This window comes from Acidimicrobiales bacterium, assembly GCA_041394245.1.
GTDB lineage: Bacteria > Actinomycetota > Acidimicrobiia > Acidimicrobiales > Aldehydirespiratoraceae > JAJRXC01.
Window position 1 is genome coordinate 1,789,236 of sequence record JAWKIR010000002.1, and the last position, 25,848, is coordinate 1,815,083.

Consider the following 25,848-nt stretch of genomic DNA (forward strand, 5'->3'; position numbering starts at 1 on the left):
GTTCAGTCCCAGAGCGCCGTCACCCACCACTGGCCCTGCTCGAGGGTGACGAGGCGGGCCTGCCCGTCGTCGGTGAGGATCTGGAACCGGGCCCGACGGCGATGCTCGTCGGTGTCCCACCAGCGCTCGTCGACCGGCCACGGGCCGGCCCACCCCACGATCGGGAGTGACCGGCCCCGGATCCCGAGGGTCACCGGCGGTGCCGAGGCCAGCCCTCTCCCGGTGACGGTGACCATCGCCCCCTCGGCGTCGGTCAGTTCGACGGCGTGGGGCTTCGCGGGAACCCGGCTCGGCGACGGTGCCGGCAACCGGCCCGGCCACGGAGCGACCTCGTCGCCGCCGACGGGCAGATCGGCCGACCGCCCCCGGAGCTCGACCGTGGCGGCCGACACCAGCACCAGCTGTTCGTCGGGATGACGGCCGCCCCGCCGTTCGGGCACCTTCACCGCATCGGCGCCGAGCTGACCCTGGAGACGGGCCGCGACCCGGGCGGCCCGTTCGTCGACCTCGGACTCACCGCCCCAGAAGCCGAGCTGGCGACCGGTGGCGGGCACGATCTCGTCGGGCAGCAGGGTGACCCGGGAGATCCCGCCGCTCGGCCGGGTGGCGGCCGATCCGTTGAGCCAGCCGTCGAGTTGCCAGCGCACCCTGTCGGCGATCGCCCCGGCCGACAGGGCACCCTCGTGGCGCCAGAGCCGCAGGAGGGTCTCGCCGTGTTCGGTCTCGGCCTCGATGGCGATGCGCACACACGAGATGCCGTCGTGGTCGAGCCGCTGGTGGAGGTCGTCGGCCAGGGTGCGGGCCACGAAGGCCACCCGGTCGACCCGGTCGGCCGGCGGGTCGATCTCGGCGGAGACCGACCAGTCGGGTGGCGCGAGACGGGCATCGGGCGGCCGTTCGTCGAGCCCGGCGGCGAGGCGGTGCGCGCCTCTTCCCTCATCGCCGAACCGGGCCAACACGTCGGCCGCGGGCAGCGCCGCGAACGACCCGAGGCTGCGGATCCCGAGGCGGACGAGCACGTCGGTGAGCTCGGGGCGATCGAGCACCGAGATCGACATCGGGGCGAGAAAGGCCGGGCTCTCCCCCGCCGCGACGATCCGGACCGGGTGCGCGGCCCGGGCCGCGAGGCCGGCCGCGAACGGTCCGTCGGCGATCCCGACCCTGACCTCGGTGCGTCCGTCGAGCACCTCGCCCATGCGTTCACGCACGAGATCGGCGACGGCCTCGTCGCCCCCGAAGTAGCGGGACGGTCCCCGCATGACGAGGGCACAGGTACCCGGGCGGGTGACCTCGACCCTCGGGGTGATGTCGTCGAGGGCGGCGAGCACGGGCTCGAAGGTGCGGGCTTCGCGGGCCTCGTCGCGTTCGACCACGTCGAGTTCGGCACAGCGCGACTGGGCGACGCGGCGCCGTAGCCCTCGGGCCACACCGTGGCGGCGGGCTTCGGGCGACGCGGCGATCACCCGGTTGGCATGGACGACCGCCACGGGTTCGTCGAGGCCTCGCCCGAACGCCACCACCGGCCAGTCGGGACACCAGGCGACCAGGGTGCGGATCGGTCCGCTCATGCGAGCACGCGCAGGGCGGGGCGAACCTCCGATTCCCCCGCCGCCGGTTCGTCGAGCGCTGGTTCGCCGAGCACGACCGGGGCGCCCTGGGGGCCGGGCAGCAGCAGGGCCGCCCCTCGCGGCCGGGCGGCCGACCCACGACCCTGGGTCTCGACCCGGACACGACGGGCCCGCAACAGGCCGTGGCCGGCACCGAGCCCGGTCCATTCCGATTCGACGATGCGCAGCCCGATGTCGACCCCCGGCTCGTCGAGCGCGCCGATACGGACCAGCGCCGACCCCCGCTCGCGCATACGGGCGGTGAGACGCCGCACGTCGGCCGGGCGGATCCGTACACCCGGCCCGACCAGCACGACATCGACCGACCCGACGAGGGCCGCGATCACCCCGGCCACGTCCTGCCCCTTCGGGTCGACCACCAGCATGCGCTCGAGCACCACCCCGGCCTCGGCCGCCGCGGCGAGCCCCAGACCCGGGTCGCCCACCACCGCCGTCCACGATCCCGACGCCGAAGGGCCGGCTGCCACCGCGAGCGCCAACGAGGTGGCTCCGACCCCACCGACGGCCACGATCGACCCCCGCCGCAGGCCGCCTTCGGGGAACAACGACGTCAACGCCGGCAACAACGGCAGGGTGCGTTCCCGGGCCAGGGCCAATGGCGCGACCTGGTTCGCGACGAGACGCAGATCTCTGACTCGCTCCGCAGCTGCCATCCCGCGAGTATCGAACACATGTTCGCTTTCCGCAAGAGCGGAATGCCTCCGCCTCCAGCGTGGTTCACTGACCCGTATGCAACTCGAGCTGACCGACCGCGCCGCTGCCGTGATCCGGCGCAAGGGCGGCACCGCCGTGGTCGACCTGCTCGAACCGTTCGGTTGAGGCAAGAAGTTCGAGGTATCAGTTGATACCAGGACCAAGGGCCGCCGGCTCGACGGCTATCACCGGCACACGATCGACGGCCACGAGCTGCTGCTCGACCCCGACCTGCTGAAGCTCCCGATCGAGTTGACCATCACCACCGGCGGCATCTTCGGCCGCGGCCTCAGCGCCACCGCCGACGGCCTCGACGGCGCGGCGTGTCCCATCGAACTGCTCTGACCCAAACGCGATGGGGGCGTAGCCGATCATCGGCCGCGGGGTAGTGTCGGAGATATGGATCCGACGGAAACCATCCCCGTTGTCGAACCGGGGCGGGCAGCTGCGCTAGCCGCTGACGCGATCGCCGATCAGCCGTTGTCGCCCGCAGCGAGCGCTTCGCTCGCTCGGGCCATCGAGCGGCTGCCGGAAGCACTCACGGAGTCGGACAACGAAGCCCAGGCCACCGACAAGTGACCCAGCCGGTCCGGGTCCCGGACCACACCATGACCAGCATCGGCGAGCAGCTCCCTGCGGACAGGGCTGAGGTGTTCCGCGCCCATGACCTGCCCGAAGCGATCGAGGCGCTGTCACTTGTCGACTGGTGGAACCTGCCAGAGGTCGAGCAGTCTCCGGGCATCCGTCGATTCACGGTCGCTGCGGCCCGCACGGTTGCCGGATACCACCTACTGGTCGGCCTCGACCCGTGGGCTGACGACCCCGGAGCCTTGGTTGTCCACGTCATCGACATCTGGACCGACCGGTGGCCAGCCAACGACTGAGCACCACGGCCACTCGATCAACCCACCGGCGGCATCTTCGACCGCGGCCTCAGCGCCACCGCCGACGACCTCAACGGCGCCGCATGCCCGATCGAACTGCTATGACCCGCGGGACTCCGGCTGAACCCAGCTCTGACACGCACGACTTGCGGACAGCTGCCGAGCCGCACCGGTAGCTTTGCAACGTGGCACACACCGTCGACCGGACCGACAACGCCGTTGTCCTGGTCGTGTTCCTACTCGTCCGCGCTGTGCTGCTTTGGATCATCTTCCCGGCAGGCCTGGTGCTGTGGATGGCCGCACGGGTCCTTGGTCCACGCGTCAACCGAGGGCTAGGACCAGGGATGGCAACTGGGTGGCTCGACCACAACGTCGCTGCGGTGCTGAGCCGACTCCTTCCGACCATGAGCAACGAGCCCCTGTCTGGCTGGAGTTCGGTCCGGGACTTCGAGCGACCGGCGCTTCTCGACCTCTCGTAGCTCCTGGCGGTCCCGCACCAACCGACACGTGGTGATCGGAGGCCCCGAGCAATGAGGAGTCCACGCGAATCCTCGCTCGCTACGTTGTGAGTGAGCACTAGGAGCGGAGATAGGGATGAATGACGGCGAGGCTCTGGACTTGGGGCCGATCGAGGATCGGCTCTCGAATTCCACTCCCGGCCCCTGGTTCCGCTATGCGTTCAACGACGACAAGTTCACAACGTCGATCGCGGTTGCAACGGTGCCGCAGCCACAGCCGACCAGCCACCGCGGCCGCTTCCCTGACGTACCACTCGAGAGCTTCGTCGCCCTGACGATGTGGCCGGACGTGTTCTCCTCCTATCAGGCCGACGCTGATGCGAGCTTCATCGCCAACGCCCCAACGGACATCGCCGCCCTCATCGCCGAGGTGCGTCGGCTGCGCGAGCTCCTCCGGTAGAACCAAGGGCCACCGGCTCGACTGCTGGACAGTCCGCCGCATCGGCGACCACGAGAGCTCCGTTCGGCAGTCAAGCCAACGCGATCGCCAGCCGCGCGATGGGGATGGGCTCGACGTCGCTACGAGGTCTCGGCATCGGTCTTCCCGAGTCGAGCGAGCCTCACCGCCTCGTCCGTGTCGCGAAGTGGCACCCACATGCTGTCGCCGCCGACGTGAAACTTCTGGTCCCCCGTTCGGCGACCCGGCGGCGAAATCGCGCCCCGCGCCAATCGAACCACCCCTGCGTCGGGACCAGGGCTCTTGCGAAACCCCATTTCTATCCTCACCACATTTCGGTCCGTGAGACCGACAGCGACGTTTCGGCGACTCGATGCAACTCCGGCAAAGGCAACAACCGAGGCAAGGATGAACCAGAAGCCGCCCGCCACGAATAGAACGGGGAGGGCGGCCAACTGCGCGAGCGCCTCCGCTCCAGGACGCGCGCCCCGAATCGCAACAAATGCGCCGACCAACCGCTCGTCCTCGTCGAGCAGCGCCTCGACCGAGCTAGGGAGACTCGCTGCTGGCGCCACCCGCGAATCGTAGATGCGCTCGTTGATCTCTGACACCCCTCAATCGCGTTGACGACCACGCCAGGAGGCATCTCCGGCCGTGGCCTCAGCGCCACCGTCGACGGCGTCACCGGCCTCCGCGGCACCGCCTGCCCGATCGAACTGCTGCAGACAGACCGATCAACACGATCGGAAGGGCCGCCAACGAGCGATGGCGGGTCGTCGTCCAACGCAGCGGGGAGGCAACCGCGAGTCATGACCGCTGGTCAGCAACCCAGCCGTTCACTGCGGAGGCAATCGCCTCTGCTCCCTGGCGACGTTGGTTCTTTCCATACAACTCGCATGTCGTGTTGCGATCGTCCACGAGATAGAGGCGCAAGCGGTACCGCTGCGTCCGGCCCGTAGCCACCTCGGCCGCGGCGCCAAGAACGTCGTGCCGAGACAACCGACGCCACCGGGTCAGTTGACGAAGCCTCAGCGTCTCGGAGTCGGCGAAGACCCCACAGACCCAGATACCCGCCGCCATCCATGCGGCCGAGGCGACCATCACCCCGAACACGACCAACACGATCGCCCAGCCAAGAACCGAACTGGGTTTTCTGCTGGCGTCGACTCCCACGGCGTCGGACCACACACCGACAAGCAGCCCGACCGCCAAGGACCCGGCACCGGCGGAGACGAGAAACGCCTCCCAGCCCCGTGTTCGGAAGTTCACTGTTTGATTCTCCCACGACCAGCCGGCCGACAGACCAGACCAATCAGAACGAGCCGATCCTGAGCGAGAGGCGAGCCGAGCACCGGCCCTATGCTCGGCTTCGATCGGCACAACCTGACGTACTCGATGGAGGTCGAACTCGTGAGTCAACGAGCGACTGATGTCTACGTGGTCGAACACCAACCAGCTGCCTTCTGGCGACGCATTCCGCGCTTCCTGGTCGTGTTCGTGACCAACGTGCTCTCGATGGGGTCCGGGCCAGCCAACCCTGGCGGTAACGCTGTCCGCATCGTTGACAAGCGCACGGGGCGTGTGGTCGCCACTGTTGTCGAGCAACTCGGTGATGACGGCCAAGGAACCGTTTCGTCGATGACCGCGGACCTCGCCGAGATGGCAGCCGATGAGTTCGCCGAGAAGTGGCTCTAGCTACTCAACCGGTGATCAACCTCTGCGCTGACCACCACCGCGGGGCCTTGCACAGACCCACGCGCGGGTGAGCTGTTCATTCCATCCGCGAGTATCGATGCCTGTCTGAACCAAAGGAGTGCCGATGAGTGCCGATGACGTCGACGAGTACCTTGCGCAACTCGACGAGCCGAAGCGGTCGACGCTCGAACAAGTCCGACGATCCATCGCGACGGCGATTCCGGAGGCCGAACAGGGACTCTCCTATGGCGTCCCGGTGTTCAGGATCGGCGGCAAGCCGGTGGCTGGGTTCTCGGCTGCGAAGAACTGGCTCAGCTACCTGCCGCACAGCGGCGACATCCTCTCGGCCATGTCGGATGAGGATCTCTGCGGGTTCGCTGCGTCGAAGGGAGCGCTCAAGTTCCCGATCGACCAGCCATTGCCCGACGCACTCGTGCGAAGACTCATCGATGCTCGACGCGCGCAAGCAGGCGTCTGAGGAGGTCGCGGCGAGTTGGGGGCGGATCGCGCCAGGACCAGAGACCTACTCGCTGCGATCCGGTTGGGCGCTGAGTACGCAGAACTCGTTGTCCTCCGGGTCGGCCAACACGACCCACGAGACGTCGTCGCCCTGACCGATGTCGATGCGTCGAGCGCCGAGGCCGACGAGGCGACGAACCTCCGCGTGCTGGTCGTCGGGTCGGAAGTCGAGATGCACTCGGTTCTTCGACGGCTTGGCCGCGCCGGCACGGAGGAACAGGATTCCGGGGAACCGGTCGACCGCCTCCTGGATCTCGAACTCCTCAGGAGCGTCGTTGACGACGACCCAGCCGAGCGCGTCGGCCCACCACCGTCCGAGCGCGACCGGATCCGCGGCATCGATCACCACCTGCTCCCAGCGAAGGCTCATGACGCGACCCTACGACCGACCCGGGTTGCGAACAGTTCGACCAGATCGCCCGGCCCCTCGACCAGCGCGGCGACCTCTTCGGCGGAATGGGTGAGCGTGAGGATGTCGGCGGCCTGCTTGCGATCGCCGAGGGTGAGCGGTCCGATCGTCCACGCCGCGACGGAGTCGCTCGCGTCGACCCCGCGACCGTCGGTGGCGGCCTCGGCCACGGTGGCGATGATCGCGTGCCCGACGTCGAGGAAAGGCGAGTCGGCGAGCGAGCCCAGGCCCAGGGCACGGCGGATCTGGGAGTGGTGGGCCCACCGTTCGAGGTACTCGCGGGCGATCGCGTGCCAGAACGGTGACGAGTCCCCGAACGCGACGCCGAACAGCGGGACCGGCTCGCCGGGCGCGGCGGGGTCGACGCCGCGGTAGTAGCGCTCGGACCAGCGGCCGGTGAGATCGAGCAGTTCGACGAGGAGCGCGGGGCTGAGGAAGCGGGCCGCCTCGACCCATTGGTCGTTGAACGCATCGAGGAGCTGACGAAAGTCCGACCCCGGCATCCGTTCGGCGACCAGCATGAGTCCCTGCACCGCGCCGTCGCGCTGGCGGCTCAACAGGCTGAGGTCGTCACCGAGGATGTGCGTGGCGATGCCCTTCACCGAGTACTCCGGACACTCCGTCGGCAGTGCCCACTGCTCGGCGTCGAGGGTGGACAGGAGCTCGATCAGCCGGACCCGCTCGGGAAGGTACGCGTCGAGGACGAAGGAGATCGTGTCGCGGTCGATGGTCGGCATGGGTCCACTGTTGCCGACGGTGACGACGACGTCGATGCCGTTCCCGCCGACATCAACGACGGGCGATTCCGAAGTGGCGAGCGGCGGCATCGGCTGCGTCCGGTCCGCAGGTGTGCCGTAGGAGGAGGAGACCGTCGAGGGTGGCCACGGTTGCCGAGGCGACCTGCCAGGCCACCTCCTCGGGAGCGTCGATCCGGGGAACGAGCCACTGGATCCAGGCTTCCATGAGGGCCGGCGCCAGCGCGTCGTAGGGCGGGATCGACGCGGCTCCCAGCCCGACGAGCTCGAAGAACACTGCGAAGAGCGGATCGACGTCGGGCGAGGAGAGCACCGGCCAGGCCCGGCGCATCAACTCGTCACCGGGGAGCGGGGCGTCGCCGAAGGCACGGGCGAGTGCCGCCTGCAGCTGCGATCCCACCGCAGACGTGGTGCGGGTGACGAGTTCGGCCTTGGTCGGGAAGTAGTAGACGATCGAGCGATCCGCGATCCCGAGACGCTTCGCCAGCCGCCCGAACGTCAGGGCCGACAGACCTTCCTCGAGTACGGCGTCCACTGCGGCATCCAGGATCTCGTCTTCGTCGTACTTGTAGCCCATCGCAGCGGGAGTGTACGAGATGTCTTGACACCAAACCGAGTGCTCACTACATTTCGAGCTCTCGACACCAACCCACCGGATCGGAGCAGCGGTGTCCGTCACCACCCAACGGTTCCACAAGCGCTACCTGCTGGTCACGGCCATCGTGGTCGGCTCCTTCGGGCCGGTATTCTCCCTCGCCACGACGGAGTCGGGCGGCGACCTCGCCCGCTGGACACTCGACCTGCTCAACGGACCCGGCGGCGACGCCGTGAACTTCGACGCGGACACCACGCGTTTCCTCTCGGCGTTGACCGGCGGGTTCCTCCTGGGCTGGGGTGTGATGATCTTCGGCCTTCGGGCCTGGGTCTACGACGCTGCACCCGAAGGCGTGCGAAAGGCCGTTGTCGCCGGGCTGCTCGCCTGGTTCGTCCTCGACAGCGCCGGATCGGTCGCATCGGGAAACGCCTGGAACGTCGCCTTCAACGTGCTCGTCCTCGTGCTGGCAGTCGGACCCATGTGGCGGCCGGCGGTCGCGCCGTAGTCCTCGACGAACGCGAGAAGCTTCGTCAACCCGGCCGGCGCCACCGCTAGGTTCCTCGGGCGAGGGAGCGATCGACCGGAGGCCCGATGACAGATGCCCAGCGCGACGGCGCCATGAAGTCGATCGCGGACGCGATCGCCGAGGCGGAGGGCACCGAGCACGTCGCCGTCACGTTCGACCACTGCGACCATGTCGAAGGGCCCTTCTTCCACGGCACGAGGCACGCCTTCGCCATCGGAGCGCAGCTCCTACCGGGCCATCGCTCGAACTACCACGAGGGGCGCGTTGCGAACCACGTCTATTTCGCGGCACTGCTCGAACCGGCGGTGTGGGCGGCCGAACTGGCGATCGCGCTCGCCGGCGACGAAGGCCGCGGCCACATCTACGTCGTCGAACCCACCGGCCCCTTCGAGGACGACCCCAACGTCACCGACAAGAAGTTCCCCGGCAACGTCACCCGGTCCTACCGGACCCGCCACCCGCTGCTCATCGTCGACGAGTTGCGGAGTTGGGAAGGCCATGCCGCCGACGTGTTGTCGGGGATGCTCGACAACCTCGCCCGCCTGCGGGCCCAGGGACTCGACGTCATCGAGGACTGACCCCTCCGGTCGGCCGGTCGGGCAGGGCAGGCGAACTGTGCGACGATCTCGCCATCACCGACGAGGGAGTCGCCATGTCTCGGGTTCGCGTCCACAACTTCACGGTCTCGCTCGACGGGTTCGCCACCGGTGAGGGACAGTCCTTCGATGCGCCGTTCGGTCACGCCGGACAGCGACTGCACGAATGGATGTTCGCGACGCGATTCGCCCGCAGCACCGTGTTCGGCGAGGCGGGCGGCACCGAGGGCCTCGACCACGCGATGGCCGACCGGCACGGGCCCGGGATCGGCGCGGAGATCATGGGCGCCGGGAAGTTCGGCCCGCCGGGATGGCAGGACGACCCGGAGTGGCGGGGATGGTGGGGCGAGAACCCACCGTTCCACACGCCGACCTACGTACTCACCCATCAGCCGCGTCCGACGATCGAGATGGAGGGCGGGACGACGTTCCACTTCCTCGACGCCGCACCGCACGACGCGCTCGCGGTGGCGCAGGAGGCGGCCGCCGGTGGCGACATCCGGATCGGCGGCGGCCCGACCATGTTGCGCGCGTTCCTGGCCGCCGGTCTGGTCGACCACTTGCACGTCGTCCAGGTACCGATCCTGCTCGGACGGGGAGTCCGGTTGTGGGACGGCCTCGAGGGCCTGGAGCAACAGTTCGACGATGTCGAGGCGGTCACGACACCCAGCGGCGTCACCCACCTCGTCTTCACGCGCTGAGCCTTCATCCCCCTGACGAGGAAAACGTCCCCGCGGGGACGTCGCCACGGTCACCGCGTGGGCGCCACTCCCCCATGGAGCGACGAGTCTCCCCGGCTGGCGGTCAGTTCCTGTCGGATGCGACTGAACCTCAGATGTCCGGCCACGTCCTCGAATTCGAAGTGGTAGCGACCCCACGAATGGAACTGACCTTCGTCGGTACGGCTGAAGCGATGGATCTGGAAGTTGCACATCGCTGTCAGGCCCTTCCCACGCCGGACGACAAGATTGCCGTGGTTGTGTTGAAGGTCGAGATGATCGAGGGCGCGCCGTCGGGCGTCGGCATATTCCGCCGCCGACATCGTCTGCGGTTCGCCTCCGCGCAGCCCCGAATAGTCGACGTGCACAGGGTCGGTGACGCACTCGGCCAGGCCGGTCCAGTCGTGCAGATCGAACGCGAGCTGAAACCTGCAGATGAGTGCCTGCACCCTTGACACAGCCGTGGTCTCGGTCATCCCCGGACAGTACCCGGCGCATGTCGGCGCCTGGTCGGGAGCGGCGCAGCCGCGACACGACACACAGGCGCGCACACCTCACCCTCGCTCGATGAACTCGGCGCTCAGCGCGATCCACTCCTCCATTGCGGCGTCGACGGCGGCCCGGTCACGGGTGGCGAGCAGGTCGAGGAGCAGCCCGCGGGTCACCGCCAGGCCGAGCCGGGCATAGGCGGTCGCGCGCTCGGGCGGAACGCCGATGGCTTCGGCCATTGCGGCCGACGGGCCGACCCATGACTCGACCAGGCCGGCGAGGAACTCGTCCCTCGCCGGCCGGTCGCGCAGCGCCTGCACATAGACCTCGAAGAAGAGACGCTCGTTCACCCAGAGCGACGGATCCGAGATGTGTCGCCACCAGGTGCGCTGCACCTCCTCGAGCGTCATCATCGGATCGGTCTCCAGCGCGGCGAACGCGGCCAACTGGCGCTGCTCCACCTCCTCGACGATCGCCGACCACATGCCGTCCTTCGATCCGAAGTGGTAGCTGAGCATCCGGTGGCTGGTGCCCAGCTCGGCGGCGAGTCGGCGAAGCGAGAGATCGGCGAGGCCGTGCTCGGCGACATGGTCGACGGCTGCGTCGAGGAGCTCCTGGCGAACATCGGGCTTCGGCACGAGCCGAGTGTACCATTTGGTTCAAACTGTGTGTACCATCTGGTACATGATCAACCCCGTCACCGTGTCCATCGACGTTCCCCAGCCCGTCCACCAAGTCTTCGACTTCCTCGACGTCATGGCCAACCACGAACCGTTCAACGACCACCTCATGCGCGACTGGGAGTTGTCCGGACCACCGCGCGGTGTCGGGTCGAGAGCCCGCGTCCGCACCCGTGTCTTCGGCATGAACGACATCGTCGACATCGAGGTCGTCGAGTCCGAGTCGTCGAGCCGGATCGTGGAGGTGAACGTCGCCGCCAAGGCCAAGCGCACCGGTCAAGGCACCTACACACTGACCTCGCTCCCGGGTGGAGGCACCCGCATCACCTTCGAGTACCGCTGGATCATCGCGCCGGCGATCGATCGCCTCACCGCGCCGCTGGCCCGCACCTTCATTCGACGCAACAACGCCACCGCCATGCGCCGCCTCGCCGACCAGCTCGCCGGGGCGACCCGCTCGGCCGACACCATCTGACACGACCCCGCCAGATGGCGTCGCGCCGATACGGTGCGTCCATGCCGCATCCCCGCGCCCGGATCCTCGCCGTTGCGGCCCTGATCCTCACGGCCGCATGCGCGCCCGGCCCGTCGCTCGACGGCACCGCCGCCCCGCCCGCGACGTCGACGACCCTCGCGCCCACGACCACCGTCCCGACCCCGGCCCCGACCACCCCCCCGACGCCCGGCCCCTTCGACGGGGGAACACCCGAGGTCGCCCCGCTCGACCTCTTCCCCGTCGCCCCCGCCGACCTCCCACCGCTCGATCCCGTCAACGGGCGGATCGCCCTCCACGGCGCCGACGCCGAGATCCGCAGCGGGGGCGCGACGATCGGCCTCGACACCGGCACACTCCCCGGCCAGCCCACCTGGTCACGCGACGGACGACGCCTCGCCGTCGTGTCGCTCGACGGACGGCAGCCGATCATCGACATCTTCGACGGCCCGACGGGAACCGTGATCGCCACGACCCCAGCAGAGCGCTCCTACTTCTTCCTCAGCTGGAGCCACGACGGAACCCGTCTCGCCGGCCTCGGCCCCGGTGTCGACGAGAACGGCGATGGGCGGACCGTCCTCGACATCCTCGATGCCGACGGACGGCTGCTGCACGGCGATGTGACCCACGCCGAGTCGTTGTTCGTCGCCTGGGAACCCGACGGCCTGCGCCTCGCCGCCCATGCCGACGACCGACTGCTGCGGGTCGACGCCGACGGTTCGACGACCGACCTCGGCGCCGTGGGCACCGACTTCTTCGCCCCCAAGTGGATCCCGTTCACCGACGAGATCCTGCTCGTCACCGACATCGAGGGCAGCTCGACCATCGTCCGCCGCAGCATCGACGGAGCCGACAGCCTCCGCAGCCTCGGGCCGGCCCCCGGTCCCCGCCTCGGCATCAGTGTCAGCCCCGACGGGACGGTCGCCGCGATCTCGCACAACTTCGACGCCGACAACGACCCGGCGGCCGAACGGATCCGCCTGCCGGTGCTGCCCCAGACCACCACGACGCGGTCGGGCAGCGTCGAGCTCCTCGATCTCGAGACCGGCGAATTGAGCGAAGTCTTCGCGGGCTTCACCCTGTGGGTCGAGTGGAACCCACAGGGAACGCACCTGCTCATCTACGAGGCCAACGTCGCCGCCGGGACCGGGACCTGGTGGGTCCACCAACACATTCCTGGCGCGGAGCCCGGGCCGGCGCTCGAGATCGTGGCGTTCACGCCCACACCGATCTTCGAATCGTCGTATCTGGTGGTCGCCGATCAGTTCATCGAGAGCCCCCGCCTGTGGTCGCCCGACGGCACCCAGTTCGTCTACGCCGAACTCGCCGAAGTCGGCTCGCTCATCCGGACAGCCGATGCCGACGCCTTTGCCACGCCGTCGATCGTGGGTGCCGGCGAGGTCGGCTTCTGGAGCCCGCCCCGTCCACCCCGTTAGCCCGCTGGACGCCGGCTGATCGAGATCGCCAGGGCGTCGTTCCCCGACATCGCCTTCCGGGTCGGCAGGCTGGCCGACCTGCCGCTTGTCGACGCATCGGTCGATGCCCGAGTTCTCAGGCCCCGCAGCGGCGGCCGTCACCGATCCTGGCGGTCGTCAAGCAGGGCCGGCACCGTAGTACCGTCCGGCCATGCGACGACCCGTGTCACGGCGAACCTTTCTCGCAGGGGCAGCGGGGCTGGTGGCCGCGGCGTGCAGCTCGGGCAACGACGCCACGCCGCCGACGACGAGCAGCACCACTCCGGGCACGACAACGACGCCCACCGCGACCACACCGACCACGACCACACCGGCCGCGACGAGCACCCTGGTGCCCACTCCGGCGGCCGACCTGGCCGGCGAACCGTTCACGCTCGGCGTCGCCTCGGGCGAACCCCTCGCCGACAGTGTCGTGCTCTGGACCCGTCTCGTCCCCGACCCGGCTGATCCGACCGGGGGAATGCCCGACGAAACGTTCGACGTCGCCTACGACATCGCCCTCGACGAGAACTTCACGACAATCGTCGCCTCGGGCCTCGCCATCGCCGACTCCGACTACGCCCACTCGGTCCATGTCGAGCCCGGCGATCTCGAGCCTGCGACGACCTACTTCTACCGATTCCGGATCGGCGAGCACACCAGCCCGACCGGCCGCACCCGCACCCTTCCGGCGGAGGGAACCGACCCGTTCCGGTTCGCGCTGACCACGTGTCAGGACCCCCAGTTCGGCGAGTACGCAGCCTGGGCCGACATCGCCGCCGACGACGAGCTCGACGCCGTGATCTTCACCGGCGACTACATCTATGAACTGCCGCCGCTCGACTTCTCGCCCCAGGGCGACGGCCGCCGGATGTGGACCACACCCCCGCCGGCCGACCTCGCCGGCTTCCGGGCGCGCTACGCCCAGGTGAAACAGGATCCGTCCCTCCAGGCCGCCCATCGCGCGCTGCCGTTCTTCACCATGTGGGACGACCACGAGATCACCGACAACTACTGGGCCGACGGCCCCGGCCAATTCGACAGTGCCGGCGGCGACTTCGCCTCCCGCCGGGCGGCCGCCTACCAGGCCTGGTGGGAGCACCAACCGGCCCGCACGCCGGCGCCCACCGCGACCGGCGTCGCCCTGCACCGATCGGTCCGGGTCGGTGACCTCGCCGAGTTCTTCCTGATCGACACCCGGCAGTTCGCAGACGAGCCGCCCTGTCGCGACACCTCGACGTTCGACTTCGGAACGGGATGCGACGAACGGGACGACCCCGGCCGCACACTCCTCGGCGAGGATCAGGTGGCCTGGCTGACCGCCGGTCTCCGGGCGTCGACCGCCCGGTGGACATCACTGGTGAGTCCATCGATGTTCGCCGGTCTCGATGCCCGCGACGCTGGTGAGGAGGAGCCGAAGTACTACCTCGAAGCGTGGGATGGCTACCCCGCCGAACGGGCACGCGTGGCCGATGCGCTGGCCGACGCCCCCAACCCGATCGTGCTAAGCGGCGACTATCACGCCAGCTTCGTGCTCGACGTCGGTCCCGGCTTCGGCCGAGACGTGATCTGTCCCGAGATCATGGCGACCGCCATCTCTTCGTCGCCGTTCGCGACCGACTACACGGCGGCCAACCCGCACGTGCAGTACTTCAACCCCGACAACGGCTACACGAAATGCACCGTCACCGCCGATCGGTGGGAGGCCGACTATCGCTCGGTCGGCGACATCTGGAATCCCACCGACCGCCTCGACACGGTCGCGTCGTTCGAGTTCCCGGCGCGCTGACCAGCGGACCCGTCGAGGCCGAACAAGGGTGGGCTTCTGGAGTCCCTCGCCCCCCGCCCGTTAGCCTGCCGATCGTGAACCTCCAAGAACTCTCCGACCGCCTCGAGATCACCGATCTCCTGACCCGCTACGCCCGCGCCGTCGACCGCAAGGACTGGGACCTCTTCCGCCAGGTGTTCACCCCCGATGCCGAACTCGACTACACGTCGGCCGGTGGGATCTCCGGCGACCTCGACACCCAGGTCGCCTGGTTGGCCGAGGCCCTCGCCCAGTTCCCGGCCACCCAGCACATGGTCGCCAATGTCGGCATCACGTTCACCGACGCCGACCACGCGACCGTCGAGGCCATGTTCCACAACCCGATGGTCATGCCCGACAAGTCCGCCTGGGTCACCGGTGGCTGGTACCACCACGACGTCACCCGCACCGCCGACGGCTGGCGCAGCGTCAAGCTGCGCGAGGAGTCGGCCTACTTCTCGGGGATGCCGAAGGACCTGGACCGCCCCGAGTGAGCGCGTCGTCATGAGTGCGGCGGATCGTGCCGATCGGGACCGGGCGCGCATCGACGAGTGGATCCGTTACGCCGCGACCAGCGGTGAGACGCCGGCGATCGACGCCGCCACCGTCGTCGTGCTGCGCGACGGCGACGCCGGCCTCGAGACGCTGATGCTGCGGCGCAACTCCAAGATCGCGTTCGGCGGCATGTGGGTCTTTCCCGGCGGACGCGTCGACGAGGCCGACCGGCTGGCCGCGGTCGATCCGCTCGACGCCGCCCGCATCGCGGCGGCCCGCGAAGCCGAGGAGGAAGCGGCGCTGAGGATCCCCGCCGGTGAGCTGGTGATGTTCGCCCACTGGATCCCACCGCCGATCGCGCCGAAACGCTACGCCACCTGGTTCTTCGCGGCCGGCGTGAGCGATCGCGACCACACGATCGACGACGGCGAGATCGTCGAGAGCGACTGGATGACGCCCGAGGAGTGTCTCGGCCGTCACCACGAGGGCGAGATCGAGCTCGCGCCGCCGACGTGGGTGACTCTCCACACGATGCGTGCGCACGACCGGGTCGCCACCGCACTCGAGTGGTTGGCCGGCCGCCCGGCCCGCCACCACGCGACCCGGATCGGACGCAGCGAGGCAGGCCCGGTTGCGATGTGGTCCGGCGACGCCGGCTACGAGACGACCGACCCGTCGATCGACGGGCCCCGCCATCGACTCGAGATGTTCGCCGAGGGCTACCGCTACGACGACTCGGGATGCACGGAGTGACGACCACCCCGACCGGCCTCACGGCCGCCGAAGTCGACGAGCGCATCGCCGACGGCCGCGTCAACGATGTACCCGACGCGCCGGTCCGCACGCTCTCGCAGATCGTCCGGGCCAACGTCCTCACGCCGGTGAACGCGATCATCGGTTCGCTGTTCGTGTTGATCCTGATCGCCGGCTACCCGGCCGACGCCCTCTTCGCCGGCGTCGTCGTCTCCAACAGCGTGATCGGCATCGCGCAGGAGCTCCAGGCCCGTCGCACGCTCAACGCGCTGGCGGTGCTCTCCGCACCGCGGGCACGAGTGCGGCGCGACGACCAGGTCGCGGAGATCGGCGTCAGCGGTGTCGTCGCCGACGACCTGCTGGAGATCCAGCCCGGCGACCAGATCGTGGTCGACGGCGTGGTCGTCGCGGCCCACGGGCTCGAAGTCGACGAGTCGCTCCTCACCGGCGAGGCCGACCCGGTCGAGAAGGCCAGCGGCGACCAGGTCCTCTCGGGTTCCTTCGTCTCGGCCGGTTCCGGCTCGTACCAGGCCACCCATGTCGGAGCCGATTCCTATGCGGCGAAGCTGGCCGACGAGGCCCGTCGGTTCGAGCTCGCGGGCAGCGAACTCCGGCGCGGCGTCAACAAGATCCTCAAGTGGCTGCAGATCATCATCCCGCCGGCCGCCGTGCTGTTGCTGTTGCGCCAGCTCGGCACCGAGGACCGCTGGCAGTCGGCACTCCAGGCCACGGTTGCCGCCGCCGTGGCCATGGTGCCCGACGGACTCGTGCTGCTCACCAGCCTGAGCTTCATCACCGGGGTCATCGCCCTCGCCCGCCGCAAGGCGCTGGCGAAGGAGCTGGCGTCGGTCGAGCTGCTCGCCCGGGTCGACACGCTCTGCCTCGACAAGACCGGCACGATCACCACCGGCGAGATCTCTCTCGGCCTGGTCGAACCCCTCGGCGACCACACCGCGGACGACGCCGCGATCGCCCTCGGGGCGATGGGCGCGGCCGACCCGGCACCCAACGCCACCCTCGCAGCCATCGTCGCCAACCACCCCGACCCCGGCTGGACCATCGGGGAGAACCTCCCGTTCTCGTCGGCTCGCAAGTGGGCGGGCGCCGAGTTCGCCGACCGGGGCGTCTACTACCTCGGCGCGCCCGACATCCTCTTCGACGACGATGACGACGAGGCCCGAGCCCGGGCCGACGCCGTCGCCGCCGGCGGCACGCGGGTCCTGCTCCTGACGAGGGGCGGAGGGCCGTGGAGCGAGGAGAACCTGCCGGCCCAGCGCCATCCCGTCGCGCTGGTGCATCTCGAAGACACCGTCCGGCCCGACGCGGCGGAGATCCTCGGGTACTTCCGCGAGCAGGGCGTCGACCTCAAGGTGATTTCCGGCGACAACCCTGCAACCGTCGCGGCCGTCGCCCGTCGCGCCGGGATCGAGGGCGCCGACTCGTTCGTCGATGCGCGCACCCTCCCCGAGGACCAGGACGAGCTGGCCGACGTGTTGGAGCAGACCACCGTCTTCGGCCGCGTCACGCCACACCAGAAGCGGGCCATGGTCCACGCCCTGCAGTCACGCGGCCGCACCGTGGCGATGACGGGCGACGGCGTCAACGACGTCCTCGCCCTGAAGGACGCCGACATGGGCATCGCGATGGGATCGGGCTCGTCCTCCACCCGAGCGGTCGCCCAGCTCGTGCTGCTCGACAACAAGTTCGCCACGCTCCCCCGGGTGCTCGCCGAGGGGAGGCGGGTCATCAACAACATCGAACGGGTCGCCAACCTGTTCATCACCAAGGCGGCCTATGCGGTGCTGCTCACCGCGCTCGTCGGGATCGCCGGCTCGCCGTTCCCATTCCTTCCCCGGCAGCTCACGCTCATCGGCACGTTCTCGATCGGCGTCCCCGGATTCTTCCTGGCCCTCGCCCCCAACGAGGCGCTGGTTCGGCCCGGCTTCCTCACCCGGGTCCTGCGTTTCTCGATCCCGGCCGGCGCCGTGGCCGGTGCCGTGACGTTCGGGCTCTACGAAATCGTGCGCCGCATGGACGACGTGTCGCTCGCCGAGGCTCGCACCGCGGCGACCGCCACGCTCCTCCTCCTGGGGCTCGTGATCCTCCTCCTGATCAGCCGCCCGTGGAAACCCTGGAAGGCGGGGCTCGCGACGGCGATGGCGGCCTGCTACGTGCTGGTCATGGTGTGGCCGTTCGCCCGCGACTACTTCGAGCTCGACCTCCCCACCGCCGATGCGTGGGTGGCGGTCGCCATCGCCGCCGCGATCGGGGCGATCGGCATCGGGGTCGCCACCAAAGTGTTCACCGACGACTGACGCGTCCTAGTCTCCGGACCATGACACGACGTTTGGACGGGCGCCGCACCATCGTGACCGGTGCGAGCCGCGGCATCGGGGCCGGCATCGCGGAGCGGGCCGCCGGTGAGGGCGCCCGCCTGGCCCTCGTCGCCCGCACCCTCGATGCCCACCCCACGCTGCCGGGGTCGCTCAACGAAACCGCGGCGCGGTGCCGAGCTCTCGGCGCCGACGTGGTGACGATCGTCGCCGATCTCACCGACGAGGACGACCGCGCCCGCGTGGTGCCCGAAGCGGCCGAAGCCCTCGGCGGACCGGTCGAGGTGCTCGTCAACAACGCAGCTGCGGCGATCTACCAGCCGCTCGACACCTACCCGTTGAAGCGTCGCCGCCTCATGATCGAGCTCAACGTCCACTGCCCGCTCGACCTCGCCCAGGCCGCGCTGCCCGGCATGATCGATGCCGGTGAGGGCTGGATCGTCAACCTGTCGAGCGCCTCCGCGACCCCACCGCCCGGTCCGCCGTTCGACCTCGGTGGGGTCCGTGGCACCTTCGGCTTCTACGCGGCCACGAAGGCGATGTTGAACCGGCTGACCGCGGCGATGGCCGCCGAATGGCACCAGTACGGCGTGCGGGTCAACACCGTCGAACCGCGGGCCGCCGTGCTCTCCGAAGGTGCCGACGAACTCGTCGGCGGCCAGTTGGCGGCCGATCAGATCGAGTCGATGGAGGCCATGTCCGAGGCGGCGTTGTGGTTGTGCGACTGCGACCCCGACCACACCGGCCGGATCGAGTCCAGCCTCGACCTCCTGGAGCGCGAGCACATCGCGCCGATGAACCTCCAGGGCACCGCCCTGCACCCCAACGGCTTCCGACCGTGAGCGGTCTCGCCGCGGGGTTCGAGGACCTCCGGGTCGAGGTCGACGGACCGGTCGCGATCCTCACCCTCGATCGACCCGAACAGCTCAACGCGTTCTCCGGCGCCATGGGCCGCAGCCTCACCACCGCGTTGCGCGCCGCCGACGCCGACGACGGCGTGCGGGTCGTCGTGCTCACCGGCGCGGGGCGGGCCTTCTGCGCGGGTGCCGATTTCTCCGGCGGCGCGGGCGTCTTCGGGGCCCCGACCAAGGACACGTTCTCGTCGGACCCGCTCGACGACTTCCATCCGTGGGACGTGCGCAAGCCGGTGATCGCAGCCATCAACGGTCACGCCGTCGGCCTCGGCCTGACGATGACGCTGCAGTGCGACATCCGCATCGTCGCCGACGACGCCAAGCTCGGGATCGTGCAGGTTCGCCGCGGCATCCTTCCCGACCTCCACTCGCACTGGACGCTCCCACGGATCGTCGGCCACGCCCGGGCCACCGAGCTCCTGCTCACGGGCCGCATGTTCCGCGGCCACGACGCCTTCGAGTGGGGCCTGGCCACCGAGGCACTCCCGGCCGAGCAGGTGTTGCCCCGGGCGCTCGAACTCGCCCACGAGATCGCGACCCACACGGCACCGATCTCGGTCGGCGCCTCGAAGCGACTGCTCTGGATGCATGCACCTTCGCCCGAGCGCGTCAACGAGCTCGAGCGCGACATCCATCTCCATCTGATGGGCACCGCCGATTCCCGGGAGGGCGTCATGGCCTACATGGAAAAGCGCGATCCCCAGTGGTCGATGACACCGAGCGAGGACTGGCCGGCATGGCTCGACGAAACGCACTGATCGTCGGTACCGGCGATCCGGCCGATCCCATCGCCGACGGGCTCGGCGCCCGCGGCTGGACGGTGCGGCGACTGACGGATGACGACACACCGATCACCGACACGACGGTGGCGGATGCGTTCCCCGACCACGACCCTTTCGACCTGGTGGTCCACGCCCGCTACCCGGCGACGTCTCGTCGACGCACCGCGTTGGCCGACCTGTCGGACGACGAGTGGCACGCCATGGCCGACGAGCCACTCGAATCGGCGATCCGCCTCGCCCGCGGTGTCCACGGCGATCTGGCTGCGACATCGGGGACGATGGTCTTCCTCGTCCCCCTGATGGCCTCCGCCGGCGGCGACGGGTTCGCCCCGATGGCGACCGCAGCCGAGGGGATCCGGATCCTCGCCAAGTCGCTGGCCAAGACCTGGGGCCACGATGGCATCCGTGCCCACGCGATCACCCTCGACCCATCGGCCTTCCTCGAAGCAGCCGATGCCGCCGGGATGGCCGAGGCGAACTCCCTGCACGACCCGCCGCTGGGGCGGGTCCCCGGCCTCGCCGACGAGGTCGCCCCGATCGTCGACGCCCTCGCCGGCGACGACTTCACGTCACTGGTCGGCGCCTCCCTGGTGGTCGACGGCGGACTCTGGATGCCGGGATGAGCGAGCACGAGATGAACGACATCCCCACTCCCCCACTCCCGCCCGTCGAGGGTCTCCTCACCGGCCGCGTCGCCATCGTCACCGGCGCCGGCCAGGGTGTCGGCGAGGGCATCGCCGCATCGATGGCCCGGGCCGGAGCCACGGTGCTGCTCGCCGCCCGCCGGGCCGAGACGGGCGAGCCGGCCGCCGAACGGATCCGGGCCGCCGGCGGCGCGGCCGAGTTCGTGCGCTGCGACGTGACCGTCGCGGCCGATGTCGAGGCCGCGGTGGCCGGAGCCGTCGAGCGCCACGGGAGGCTCGACACCATGGTCCACAACGCCGTCTCGCCGCCCGGCGCGCCACGGGCGATCCAGGACATCGACGACGAGACGATCGACCTCCAGATCGCCACCAGCACCACCGCGTCGTTCTTCTGCGCGAGGGCCGCGTTCCCCCACCTGCGAGCCGACTACGGCTCACTGATCCTGCTCACGTCCCCGGCCGGGATCGAAGGCAGTGGCAACCTCCCCCTCTACGGCACCATCAAGGGCGCGCAGCGCGGCCTCCTCAAGAGCCTGGCCCTCGAGTGGGGTCCCGCCGGCGTGCGCGTCAACGCCATCGCACCGGTCGCGTGGACGCCGGCGATGGATTCGGCGACCGCGGCCAACCCCACACTCGAGGCGCGCCTGCGGGCCCGCACACCACTCCAGCGCATCGGTGATCCGACCGACGACATCGGTCCCGTCGCCGTGTTCCTCGCCTCACCGTTGTCGCGCCACATGACCGGCCAGACCCTGGCGGTCGACGGCGGGCGCTACCTGGGCCTGTGACGCGCACATTGTGAGCACGGTCCACCTCCTCATCGCTCCCGACGCGGGGCGGGGCCGGGCGTCGGGCGCGCGCGCGGAGGTACTGGCGACGATCCGAGCGGCCGGCCACACGCCGGTCGACCTCACGGGGTCGACGGCCGCCGCCAGTGCCGCGGCCGCAGCCGACGCGGTGGCCGCGGGGGCGTCGCGCCTGATCGTCGTCGGCGGTGACGGACTCGTACACCTCGCGGTGCAGGCCGTGGCGGGGACGACCACCACGCTCGGCGTCGTGCCCGTCGGCACGGGCAACGACTTCGCCCGCGGCCTCGCGACCATTCCGGACGATCCCGTCGAGGCGACCCGCGTCGCGCTGGGCGAGCCGCAGCCGTTGGACCTGATTCACTCCGACGCCGGCTGGGTGGCATCGGTCGCGACGGCCGGGTTCTCCGGCGATGTCAACGCGCGGGCCAACCGCCTGCGGTTCCCGAAAGGTCCGTCGCGCTACACGGTCGCCACCGTCCTCGAACTCCCGACGCTGCGGGTCCGCCCCGTTCGCCTCACCATCGACGGGGTCGTGCACGACTTCGACGCGGCACTCCTCGCGATCGCGAACACGGGTTGGTTCGGCGGCGGGATGCACATCGCCCCGGAGGCCGGACCAGACGACGGCCTGCTCGATCTGACGGTCGTCGCCGATGTCGGCCGCCTGGAGCTCCTGCGGTTCTTCCGTCTCGTCTTCACCGGCCGCCACCTCACGCACCCGAAGGTGCACGCGCTGCGAGGACGCCGGGTCGACATCGATGCCGCCGGGTTGGACCTGTGGGGCGATGGCGAGCCGATCGGGACCGCACCGGCGACGCTCGAAGTGGCCCCCGGGGCGCTGCAGATCGCCCGCTAGGAGAACGCCACGCGGAACCCCATGTTGCCGGTGGAGGTGTCGAACGTGTTCGACGACCGGGCACCGACTCGGTAGCGGTTGCAGTACGAGTCGTGACACAGGTACGAGCCGCCCCGGATCACCTTGTGGCCGGGGCGGTCGGCGAAGTCGTCGGCGCACCATTCCCACACGTTGCCGGCGACGTCGTACAGGCCCCAGTCGTTGGCCGGGTACGCCCCCACCGGCGAGGTGCCGAGGTAGCCGTCGTCGAGCGTGTTGTGCGTCGGGAACTCGCCCTGCCAGATGTTGCAGCGGTGCTCACCGCCGGGAGTGAGGTCGTCGCCCCACGCGTACTCGGCCTGGTCGAGACCGCCGCGGGCGGCACGCTCCCACTCCGTCTCGGTCGGCAAGCGGCCACCGACCCATGCCGCATAGGCCGACGCCTCCTCCCACGACACATGGACGACGGGATGGTCGCCGAGACCCTCCAGGTCGCTGTGCGGTCCGGTCGGGTGCTGCCAGTCCGCCCCCTCGACGGCCCGCCACCACTCGGCCCCCACCACCCCGCGGGTGGGAGGGAAGTCGTCGGGCAACAGTCCGCCGAACACGAAGGACCACCCCTCGGCCTCCGCGATCGTTCGCATGCCCGTCGCGGCGACGAACCGGGCGAAATCGTCGTTGGTGACGAGATGGACCGCGATCTCGAACCCGCCGGTGGACGCCTCGCGTACGGGTCCTTCGCCATCGGCCGGGAATCGCCCGTGGTCGGTGCCCATACGGAACGTGCCGGCCTCGACCGCGACCACTGCGGGGCGCGGGCCACCGGACCGAGGCAGGGACGTGTGATTGCTCTGCGGTTCGCCGTCTCGTGACGGGCTGCAGCAGGCGTCGTCGCTCAGCTGCCGCTCAGACCGTTCAGGACGCGCTGGCCATCGCATCGCGAGCACGCTGCTCGGCGACACGCTTGCGACCGATGATCGGGGTGGTGGGAGGGAACCCGGCCTCGGCCCGTTCCGACTCGCTCTCGCCACCCCAAAAGCCCAGCTCGCGATTGCTCCGGGCATAGTCGCGACACGACGACAAACCGACACATCCCTGGCAGATCACCCGGGCCGACGCCTCTCGGCGGACCCGCGCTTCGGGCCGTTCGGCGAACGGGGCGAAGAAGAGTTCGCTGTGCCCGGCGCATGCCGCAACGTCCATCCACTCCGTCGACCCAACCGGTCCGATCGGCGTCTCTGCCTGTTCGATGATCTCGAGCACCTGTCCACACCCGCTTCCCTGGAGCCCTCCCCACACCTTCGGTGTGGGTGCGGTGCCCCGTTCGGCTACGACAAGCAACCTAGGAAAATGCTGCGTGAAAGTCCCGTGAACGCTGATGATTCTTCGCGCTAGCGCGTATCGCGAAAAGTGATCGGCCACGGAATGTCGGACTGTCGAACAGAATTACTCCTGACGGTGCATCAGGTCGGACCGCGCCAACTCGGCCATCCACGCGCCCCGCGAGCGGGCGCGTGGATTTCTCCGTGCCGGTCCCGGCTTCCTAGGGTGACCCGTTCATGGGGCCACCCGTCGTACTCCTCCACGGTTTCGCAACGTCGACCGAGCGCACCTGGCGCGAGCCGGGCTGGTTCGATCTCTTGAAGGACGCCGGCCGGCGCGCCGTCGGCATCGATCTGCTCGGTCACGGTGAGGCCGACAAGCCGACCGACCCGGCCGACTACGACGATCTCGTTGGCCCGGTGATGGCGCAGTTCCCCGAGACGCCGGCCGACGTGGTCGGGTACTCGCTCGGCGCCCGCACCGCGCTCCAGATCGCGATGCACCACCCCGAGCGCGTCAACCGCCTCGTGCTCGCCGCGGTCGGCCGCAACCTCGTGGCCTCCGACGAGCAGGCACTGGCCGGGAACGCGGCAGATCACTTCGAGTCGCTCATCACCACGCCCGGCAACGACGCCGCGGCCCTACGGGCGTGCATCAGCCGCGAGCGCCGACCGTTCACGGCCGAGGAGCTGGCCACCGTCCGAGTCCCGTGTCTCATCATCATCGGCAGCGACGACTTCGCCGGGCCGCCCGAGCCGTTGGCCGAGCTGTTGCCCGACGCGAGCGTCAAGGTCCTCCCCGGCATCGACCACTTCGGGCTCCCGAAGCAGTTCTCGTTCATCGACGCCACGCTCGAGTTCATCGACGCCGTGCCCAGCTGGGACTGACCGCTCGCCCGTCCTACGCCACGACACCGTCGTCGTGGAGCGCACCGATCTCCGCGCCGGTCAGCCCGAGTCGTTCGGCCAGGATCTCGTCGGTGTGCTGACCGAGACGCGGCGCGGGAGCCGGTTCCGTCGGCAGCAGGCCGTCGAAGGCGATCGGCGAACCGGGGCTAAGATAGGTGCCGATGCCCGGCTGCTCGACCTCGCGGAACATCTCGCTCTCGATCGAACAGCGGGGGTCCTCGTCGACGAGCTGGAGGAACGACTGGTAGCGCCCCCAACACACACCGAGCTCGTCGAAACGGGCGGCGACCTCGACCAACGGATGCGCGGCGATCCATGGGGCGATGCAGGCGATGACCTCGGACCGGGCCCGGAATCGATCACCCTCGTCGCCGAAGTCGTAGCCGCCGGCGTGCTCCACGGCGGCGACCGACTCCGTCGCGTCGGTGGCCTCGAGCAGGCTGCTCCACTGCTTCGGACTGATGCCCACGGCATAGATCCGTTCGCCGTCGGCCGTGGCGAACTCCGCGCCGAACGCGCCATAGAGGTCGTTGCCGAACCGCTGCCGCTCGGTCGCGTTGATCTGGGCCTCACCGACGTGGCCGAGCGCGGCGACCGCGGCGATGGCCACGTCGGACAGGGCGACGCTCATGTTCGCGCCTGCACCGGTACGCAGCCGGTTGCGGTCGGCGGCGAGGATCCCCAGGGCCGCGGTCTGCCCGCAGACGAGGTCCCAAGCCGGGAGGACGTGGTTGACCGGCTCGTCGCTGCCCACGGGCCCGGTGGCGAGCGGGTAGCCGACCGCACAGTTGACGGTGTAGTCGAGCGCCGTCGAACCGTCGCGGTTGCCGGTCACCGCGAGCATCACGAGATCCGCACGAGCCGCCGAGAGCGCGTCGTAGGACATCCACCCCTTGGCCGGGAAGTTGGTGAGGAACGTGCCGGCGGTCCGAATCAGCTCGGTGAGGATCTCCCTCGCCTGGGGCGAGCGGAGGTCGACGGCGATCGACCGCTTCCCCTTGTTGAGACCGGCCCAGTAGATCGACTCGCCATCGGCGGTCAGCGGCCAACGCCTCGCGTCGAGACCGCCGCCGATCTGGTCGAAGCGGATCACGTCGGCGCCCAGTTGGGCGAGCGTCATCCCGCCCGACGGCGCGGCGACGAAGGCCGAGCCTTCGATCAGGGTGAGCCCGTCGAGCGGCGGAATCACCTGTCG

The 25,848-nt window shown here is 69.7% G+C and carries 34 protein-coding genes; 22 read left to right on the forward strand and 12 right to left on the reverse strand.

From position 1 onward, the window contains the following. Nucleotides 1-2 precede the first annotated feature (2 nt). From R2707_08975 to R2707_08985, 3 genes are all read right to left on the reverse strand, one after another. Entirely contained in the window at nt 3-1,568 is a 1,566-nt protein-coding gene (locus R2707_08975) for a DNA polymerase Y family protein (protein ID MEZ5245214.1), read from the reverse strand. After that, complete coding sequence (locus tag R2707_08980; GenBank protein MEZ5245215.1) at nt 1,565-2,281, reverse strand: hypothetical protein; 717 nt, start codon at nt 2,279-2,281, stop codon at nt 1,565-1,567. The genes R2707_08975 and R2707_08980 overlap by 4 nt, the downstream gene beginning before the upstream one ends. A gap of 184 nt (nt 2,282-2,465) precedes the next feature. After that, a complete protein-coding gene (locus R2707_08985; protein MEZ5245216.1) occupies nt 2,466-2,696 on the reverse strand; it encodes a hypothetical protein in 231 nt (76 codons plus the stop codon). Nucleotides 2,697-2,720: 24 nt separating this feature from the next. On the opposite strand from R2707_08985, the gene R2707_08990 reads away from it, so the two are divergent. The 4 genes from R2707_08990 (at nt 2,721) to R2707_09005 (ending at nt 4,123) form a co-directional block, all read left to right on the forward strand. Continuing rightward, nucleotides 2,721-2,900: a hypothetical protein gene (locus R2707_08990; protein ID MEZ5245217.1), complete on the forward strand. Its 180-nt coding sequence runs from the start codon at nt 2,721-2,723 to the stop codon at nt 2,898-2,900. A gap of 29 nt (nt 2,901-2,929) precedes the next feature. Further along, nucleotides 2,930-3,205, forward strand: a complete 276-nt coding sequence (locus R2707_08995) for a hypothetical protein (GenBank protein ID MEZ5245218.1) — start codon at nt 2,930-2,932, stop codon at nt 3,203-3,205. Between the two features lie 185 nt (nt 3,206-3,390). After that, nucleotides 3,391-3,684, forward strand: a complete 294-nt coding sequence (locus tag R2707_09000; GenBank protein MEZ5245219.1) for a hypothetical protein — start codon at nt 3,391-3,393, stop codon at nt 3,682-3,684. A 115-nt stretch (nt 3,685-3,799) separates the two neighbouring features. Then, a complete protein-coding gene (locus tag R2707_09005; protein MEZ5245220.1) occupies nt 3,800-4,123 on the forward strand; it encodes a hypothetical protein in 324 nt (107 codons plus the stop codon). A 119-nt stretch (nt 4,124-4,242) separates the two neighbouring features. Here the strand turns inward: R2707_09005 and R2707_09010 are convergent, their stop codons facing one another. Both R2707_09010 and R2707_09015 read right to left on the reverse strand, forming a co-directional pair. After that, nucleotides 4,243-4,731, reverse strand: a complete 489-nt coding sequence (locus R2707_09010; protein ID MEZ5245221.1) for a hypothetical protein — start codon at nt 4,729-4,731, stop codon at nt 4,243-4,245. 196 nt (nt 4,732-4,927) lie between these two features. Continuing rightward, nucleotides 4,928-5,389, reverse strand: a complete 462-nt coding sequence (locus tag R2707_09015) for a hypothetical protein (GenBank protein ID MEZ5245222.1) — start codon at nt 5,387-5,389, stop codon at nt 4,928-4,930. Nucleotides 5,390-5,479: 90 nt separating this feature from the next. On the opposite strand from R2707_09015, the gene R2707_09020 reads away from it, so the two are divergent. Beyond that, nucleotides 5,480-5,815: a hypothetical protein gene (locus tag R2707_09020; protein MEZ5245223.1), complete on the forward strand. Its 336-nt coding sequence runs from the start codon at nt 5,480-5,482 to the stop codon at nt 5,813-5,815. 124 nt (nt 5,816-5,939) lie between these two features. Then, nucleotides 5,940-6,293: a DUF1801 domain-containing protein gene (locus R2707_09025; GenBank protein ID MEZ5245224.1), complete on the forward strand. Its 354-nt coding sequence runs from the start codon at nt 5,940-5,942 to the stop codon at nt 6,291-6,293. A 45-nt stretch (nt 6,294-6,338) separates the two neighbouring features. Here the strand turns inward: R2707_09025 and R2707_09030 are convergent, their stop codons facing one another. From R2707_09030 to R2707_09040, 3 genes are read right to left on the reverse strand one after another with little or no spacing between them, the layout of a single operon-like run. Further along, nucleotides 6,339-6,704 (reverse strand): VOC family protein, encoded by a 366-nt coding sequence (locus R2707_09030; protein ID MEZ5245225.1) that lies wholly within the window; start codon nt 6,702-6,704, stop codon nt 6,339-6,341. Next, nucleotides 6,701-7,480: a maleylpyruvate isomerase family mycothiol-dependent enzyme gene (locus R2707_09035; GenBank protein ID MEZ5245226.1), complete on the reverse strand. Its 780-nt coding sequence runs from the start codon at nt 7,478-7,480 to the stop codon at nt 6,701-6,703. Before R2707_09035 ends, R2707_09030 begins: the two co-directional genes overlap by 4 nt. A gap of 52 nt (nt 7,481-7,532) precedes the next feature. After that, the gene (locus tag R2707_09040; GenBank protein MEZ5245227.1) at nt 7,533-8,075 is read right to left on the reverse strand and encodes a TetR/AcrR family transcriptional regulator; all 543 of its coding nucleotides are present in this window, start codon (nt 8,073-8,075) and stop codon (nt 7,533-7,535) included. Nucleotides 8,076-8,166: 91 nt separating this feature from the next. On the opposite strand from R2707_09040, the gene R2707_09045 reads away from it, so the two are divergent. From R2707_09045 to R2707_09060, 4 genes are all read left to right on the forward strand, one after another. Then, the gene (locus R2707_09045) at nt 8,167-8,598 is read left to right on the forward strand and encodes a hypothetical protein (GenBank protein ID MEZ5245228.1); all 432 of its coding nucleotides are present in this window, start codon (nt 8,167-8,169) and stop codon (nt 8,596-8,598) included. Nucleotides 8,599-8,711: 113 nt separating this feature from the next. Next, nucleotides 8,712-9,197 (forward strand): NAD(+)--rifampin ADP-ribosyltransferase, encoded by a 486-nt coding sequence (gene arr, locus R2707_09050; protein ID MEZ5245229.1) that lies wholly within the window; start codon nt 8,712-8,714, stop codon nt 9,195-9,197. A gap of 74 nt (nt 9,198-9,271) precedes the next feature. Next, on the forward strand, nt 9,272-9,916 hold the full coding sequence (locus R2707_09055; protein MEZ5245230.1) for a dihydrofolate reductase family protein: 645 nt from the start codon (nt 9,272-9,274) through the stop codon (nt 9,914-9,916). Nucleotides 9,917-10,095: 179 nt separating this feature from the next. Beyond that, nucleotides 10,096-10,389, forward strand: a complete 294-nt coding sequence (locus tag R2707_09060; protein MEZ5245231.1) for a hypothetical protein — start codon at nt 10,096-10,098, stop codon at nt 10,387-10,389. A 99-nt stretch (nt 10,390-10,488) separates the two neighbouring features. Here R2707_09060 and R2707_09065 read toward each other — a convergent pair whose 3' ends face one another. Continuing rightward, nucleotides 10,489-11,061, reverse strand: coding sequence for a TetR/AcrR family transcriptional regulator (locus R2707_09065; protein MEZ5245232.1), 573 nt, complete (start codon nt 11,059-11,061; stop codon nt 10,489-10,491). Nucleotides 11,062-11,107: 46 nt separating this feature from the next. On the opposite strand from R2707_09065, the gene R2707_09070 reads away from it, so the two are divergent. The 11 genes from R2707_09070 (at nt 11,108) to R2707_09120 (ending at nt 22,443) form a co-directional block, all read left to right on the forward strand. Continuing rightward, complete coding sequence (locus R2707_09070) at nt 11,108-11,578, forward strand: SRPBCC family protein (GenBank protein MEZ5245233.1); 471 nt, start codon at nt 11,108-11,110, stop codon at nt 11,576-11,578. Between the two features lie 41 nt (nt 11,579-11,619). After that, nucleotides 11,620-13,032, forward strand: coding sequence for a hypothetical protein (locus R2707_09075; GenBank protein MEZ5245234.1), 1,413 nt, complete (start codon nt 11,620-11,622; stop codon nt 13,030-13,032). A 190-nt stretch (nt 13,033-13,222) separates the two neighbouring features. Further along, nucleotides 13,223-14,839, forward strand: a complete 1,617-nt coding sequence (locus tag R2707_09080) for an alkaline phosphatase D family protein (GenBank protein ID MEZ5245235.1) — start codon at nt 13,223-13,225, stop codon at nt 14,837-14,839. Nucleotides 14,840-14,913: 74 nt separating this feature from the next. Then, nucleotides 14,914-15,351 (forward strand): nuclear transport factor 2 family protein, encoded by a 438-nt coding sequence (locus tag R2707_09085; GenBank protein ID MEZ5245236.1) that lies wholly within the window; start codon nt 14,914-14,916, stop codon nt 15,349-15,351. A 10-nt stretch (nt 15,352-15,361) separates the two neighbouring features. After that, a complete protein-coding gene (locus R2707_09090; GenBank protein MEZ5245237.1) occupies nt 15,362-16,105 on the forward strand; it encodes an NUDIX domain-containing protein in 744 nt (247 codons plus the stop codon). After that, on the forward strand, nt 16,093-18,420 hold the full coding sequence (locus R2707_09095) for an HAD-IC family P-type ATPase (GenBank protein MEZ5245238.1): 2,328 nt from the start codon (nt 16,093-16,095) through the stop codon (nt 18,418-18,420). Before R2707_09090 ends, R2707_09095 begins: the two co-directional genes overlap by 13 nt. A gap of 20 nt (nt 18,421-18,440) precedes the next feature. After that, complete coding sequence (locus R2707_09100) at nt 18,441-19,280, forward strand: SDR family NAD(P)-dependent oxidoreductase (GenBank protein ID MEZ5245239.1); 840 nt, start codon at nt 18,441-18,443, stop codon at nt 19,278-19,280. Next, on the forward strand, nt 19,277-20,110 hold the full coding sequence (locus R2707_09105; protein ID MEZ5245240.1) for an enoyl-CoA hydratase-related protein: 834 nt from the start codon (nt 19,277-19,279) through the stop codon (nt 20,108-20,110). Before R2707_09100 ends, R2707_09105 begins: the two co-directional genes overlap by 4 nt. Next, complete coding sequence (locus R2707_09110; protein ID MEZ5245241.1) at nt 20,089-20,757, forward strand: SDR family oxidoreductase; 669 nt, start codon at nt 20,089-20,091, stop codon at nt 20,755-20,757. Before R2707_09105 ends, R2707_09110 begins: the two co-directional genes overlap by 22 nt. After that, nucleotides 20,754-21,566, forward strand: a complete 813-nt coding sequence (locus tag R2707_09115) for an SDR family oxidoreductase (protein ID MEZ5245242.1) — start codon at nt 20,754-20,756, stop codon at nt 21,564-21,566. Before R2707_09110 ends, R2707_09115 begins: the two co-directional genes overlap by 4 nt. Nucleotides 21,567-21,576: 10 nt before the next feature. Further along, on the forward strand, nt 21,577-22,443 hold the full coding sequence (locus tag R2707_09120; GenBank protein MEZ5245243.1) for a diacylglycerol kinase family protein: 867 nt from the start codon (nt 21,577-21,579) through the stop codon (nt 22,441-22,443). Here the strand turns inward: R2707_09120 and R2707_09125 are convergent. Beyond that, on the reverse strand, nt 22,440-23,360 hold the full coding sequence (locus R2707_09125) for a formylglycine-generating enzyme family protein (protein MEZ5245244.1): 921 nt from the start codon (nt 23,358-23,360) through the stop codon (nt 22,440-22,442). The genes R2707_09120 and R2707_09125 overlap by 4 nt on opposite strands. Beyond that, nucleotides 23,338-23,763, reverse strand: coding sequence for a WhiB family transcriptional regulator (locus R2707_09130; protein MEZ5245245.1), 426 nt, complete (start codon nt 23,761-23,763; stop codon nt 23,338-23,340). Before R2707_09130 ends, R2707_09125 begins: the two co-directional genes overlap by 23 nt. A gap of 218 nt (nt 23,764-23,981) precedes the next feature. Here R2707_09130 and R2707_09135 point away from each other — a divergent pair, with 218 nt between their 5' ends. Further along, nucleotides 23,982-24,632 (forward strand): alpha/beta fold hydrolase, encoded by a 651-nt coding sequence (locus R2707_09135; protein MEZ5245246.1) that lies wholly within the window; start codon nt 23,982-23,984, stop codon nt 24,630-24,632. A 13-nt stretch (nt 24,633-24,645) separates the two neighbouring features. Here R2707_09135 and R2707_09140 read toward each other — a convergent pair whose 3' ends face one another. Then, a complete protein-coding gene (locus R2707_09140) occupies nt 24,646-25,842 on the reverse strand; it encodes a CoA transferase (GenBank protein MEZ5245247.1) in 1,197 nt (398 codons plus the stop codon). Nucleotides 25,843-25,848: the final 6 nt, after the last annotated feature.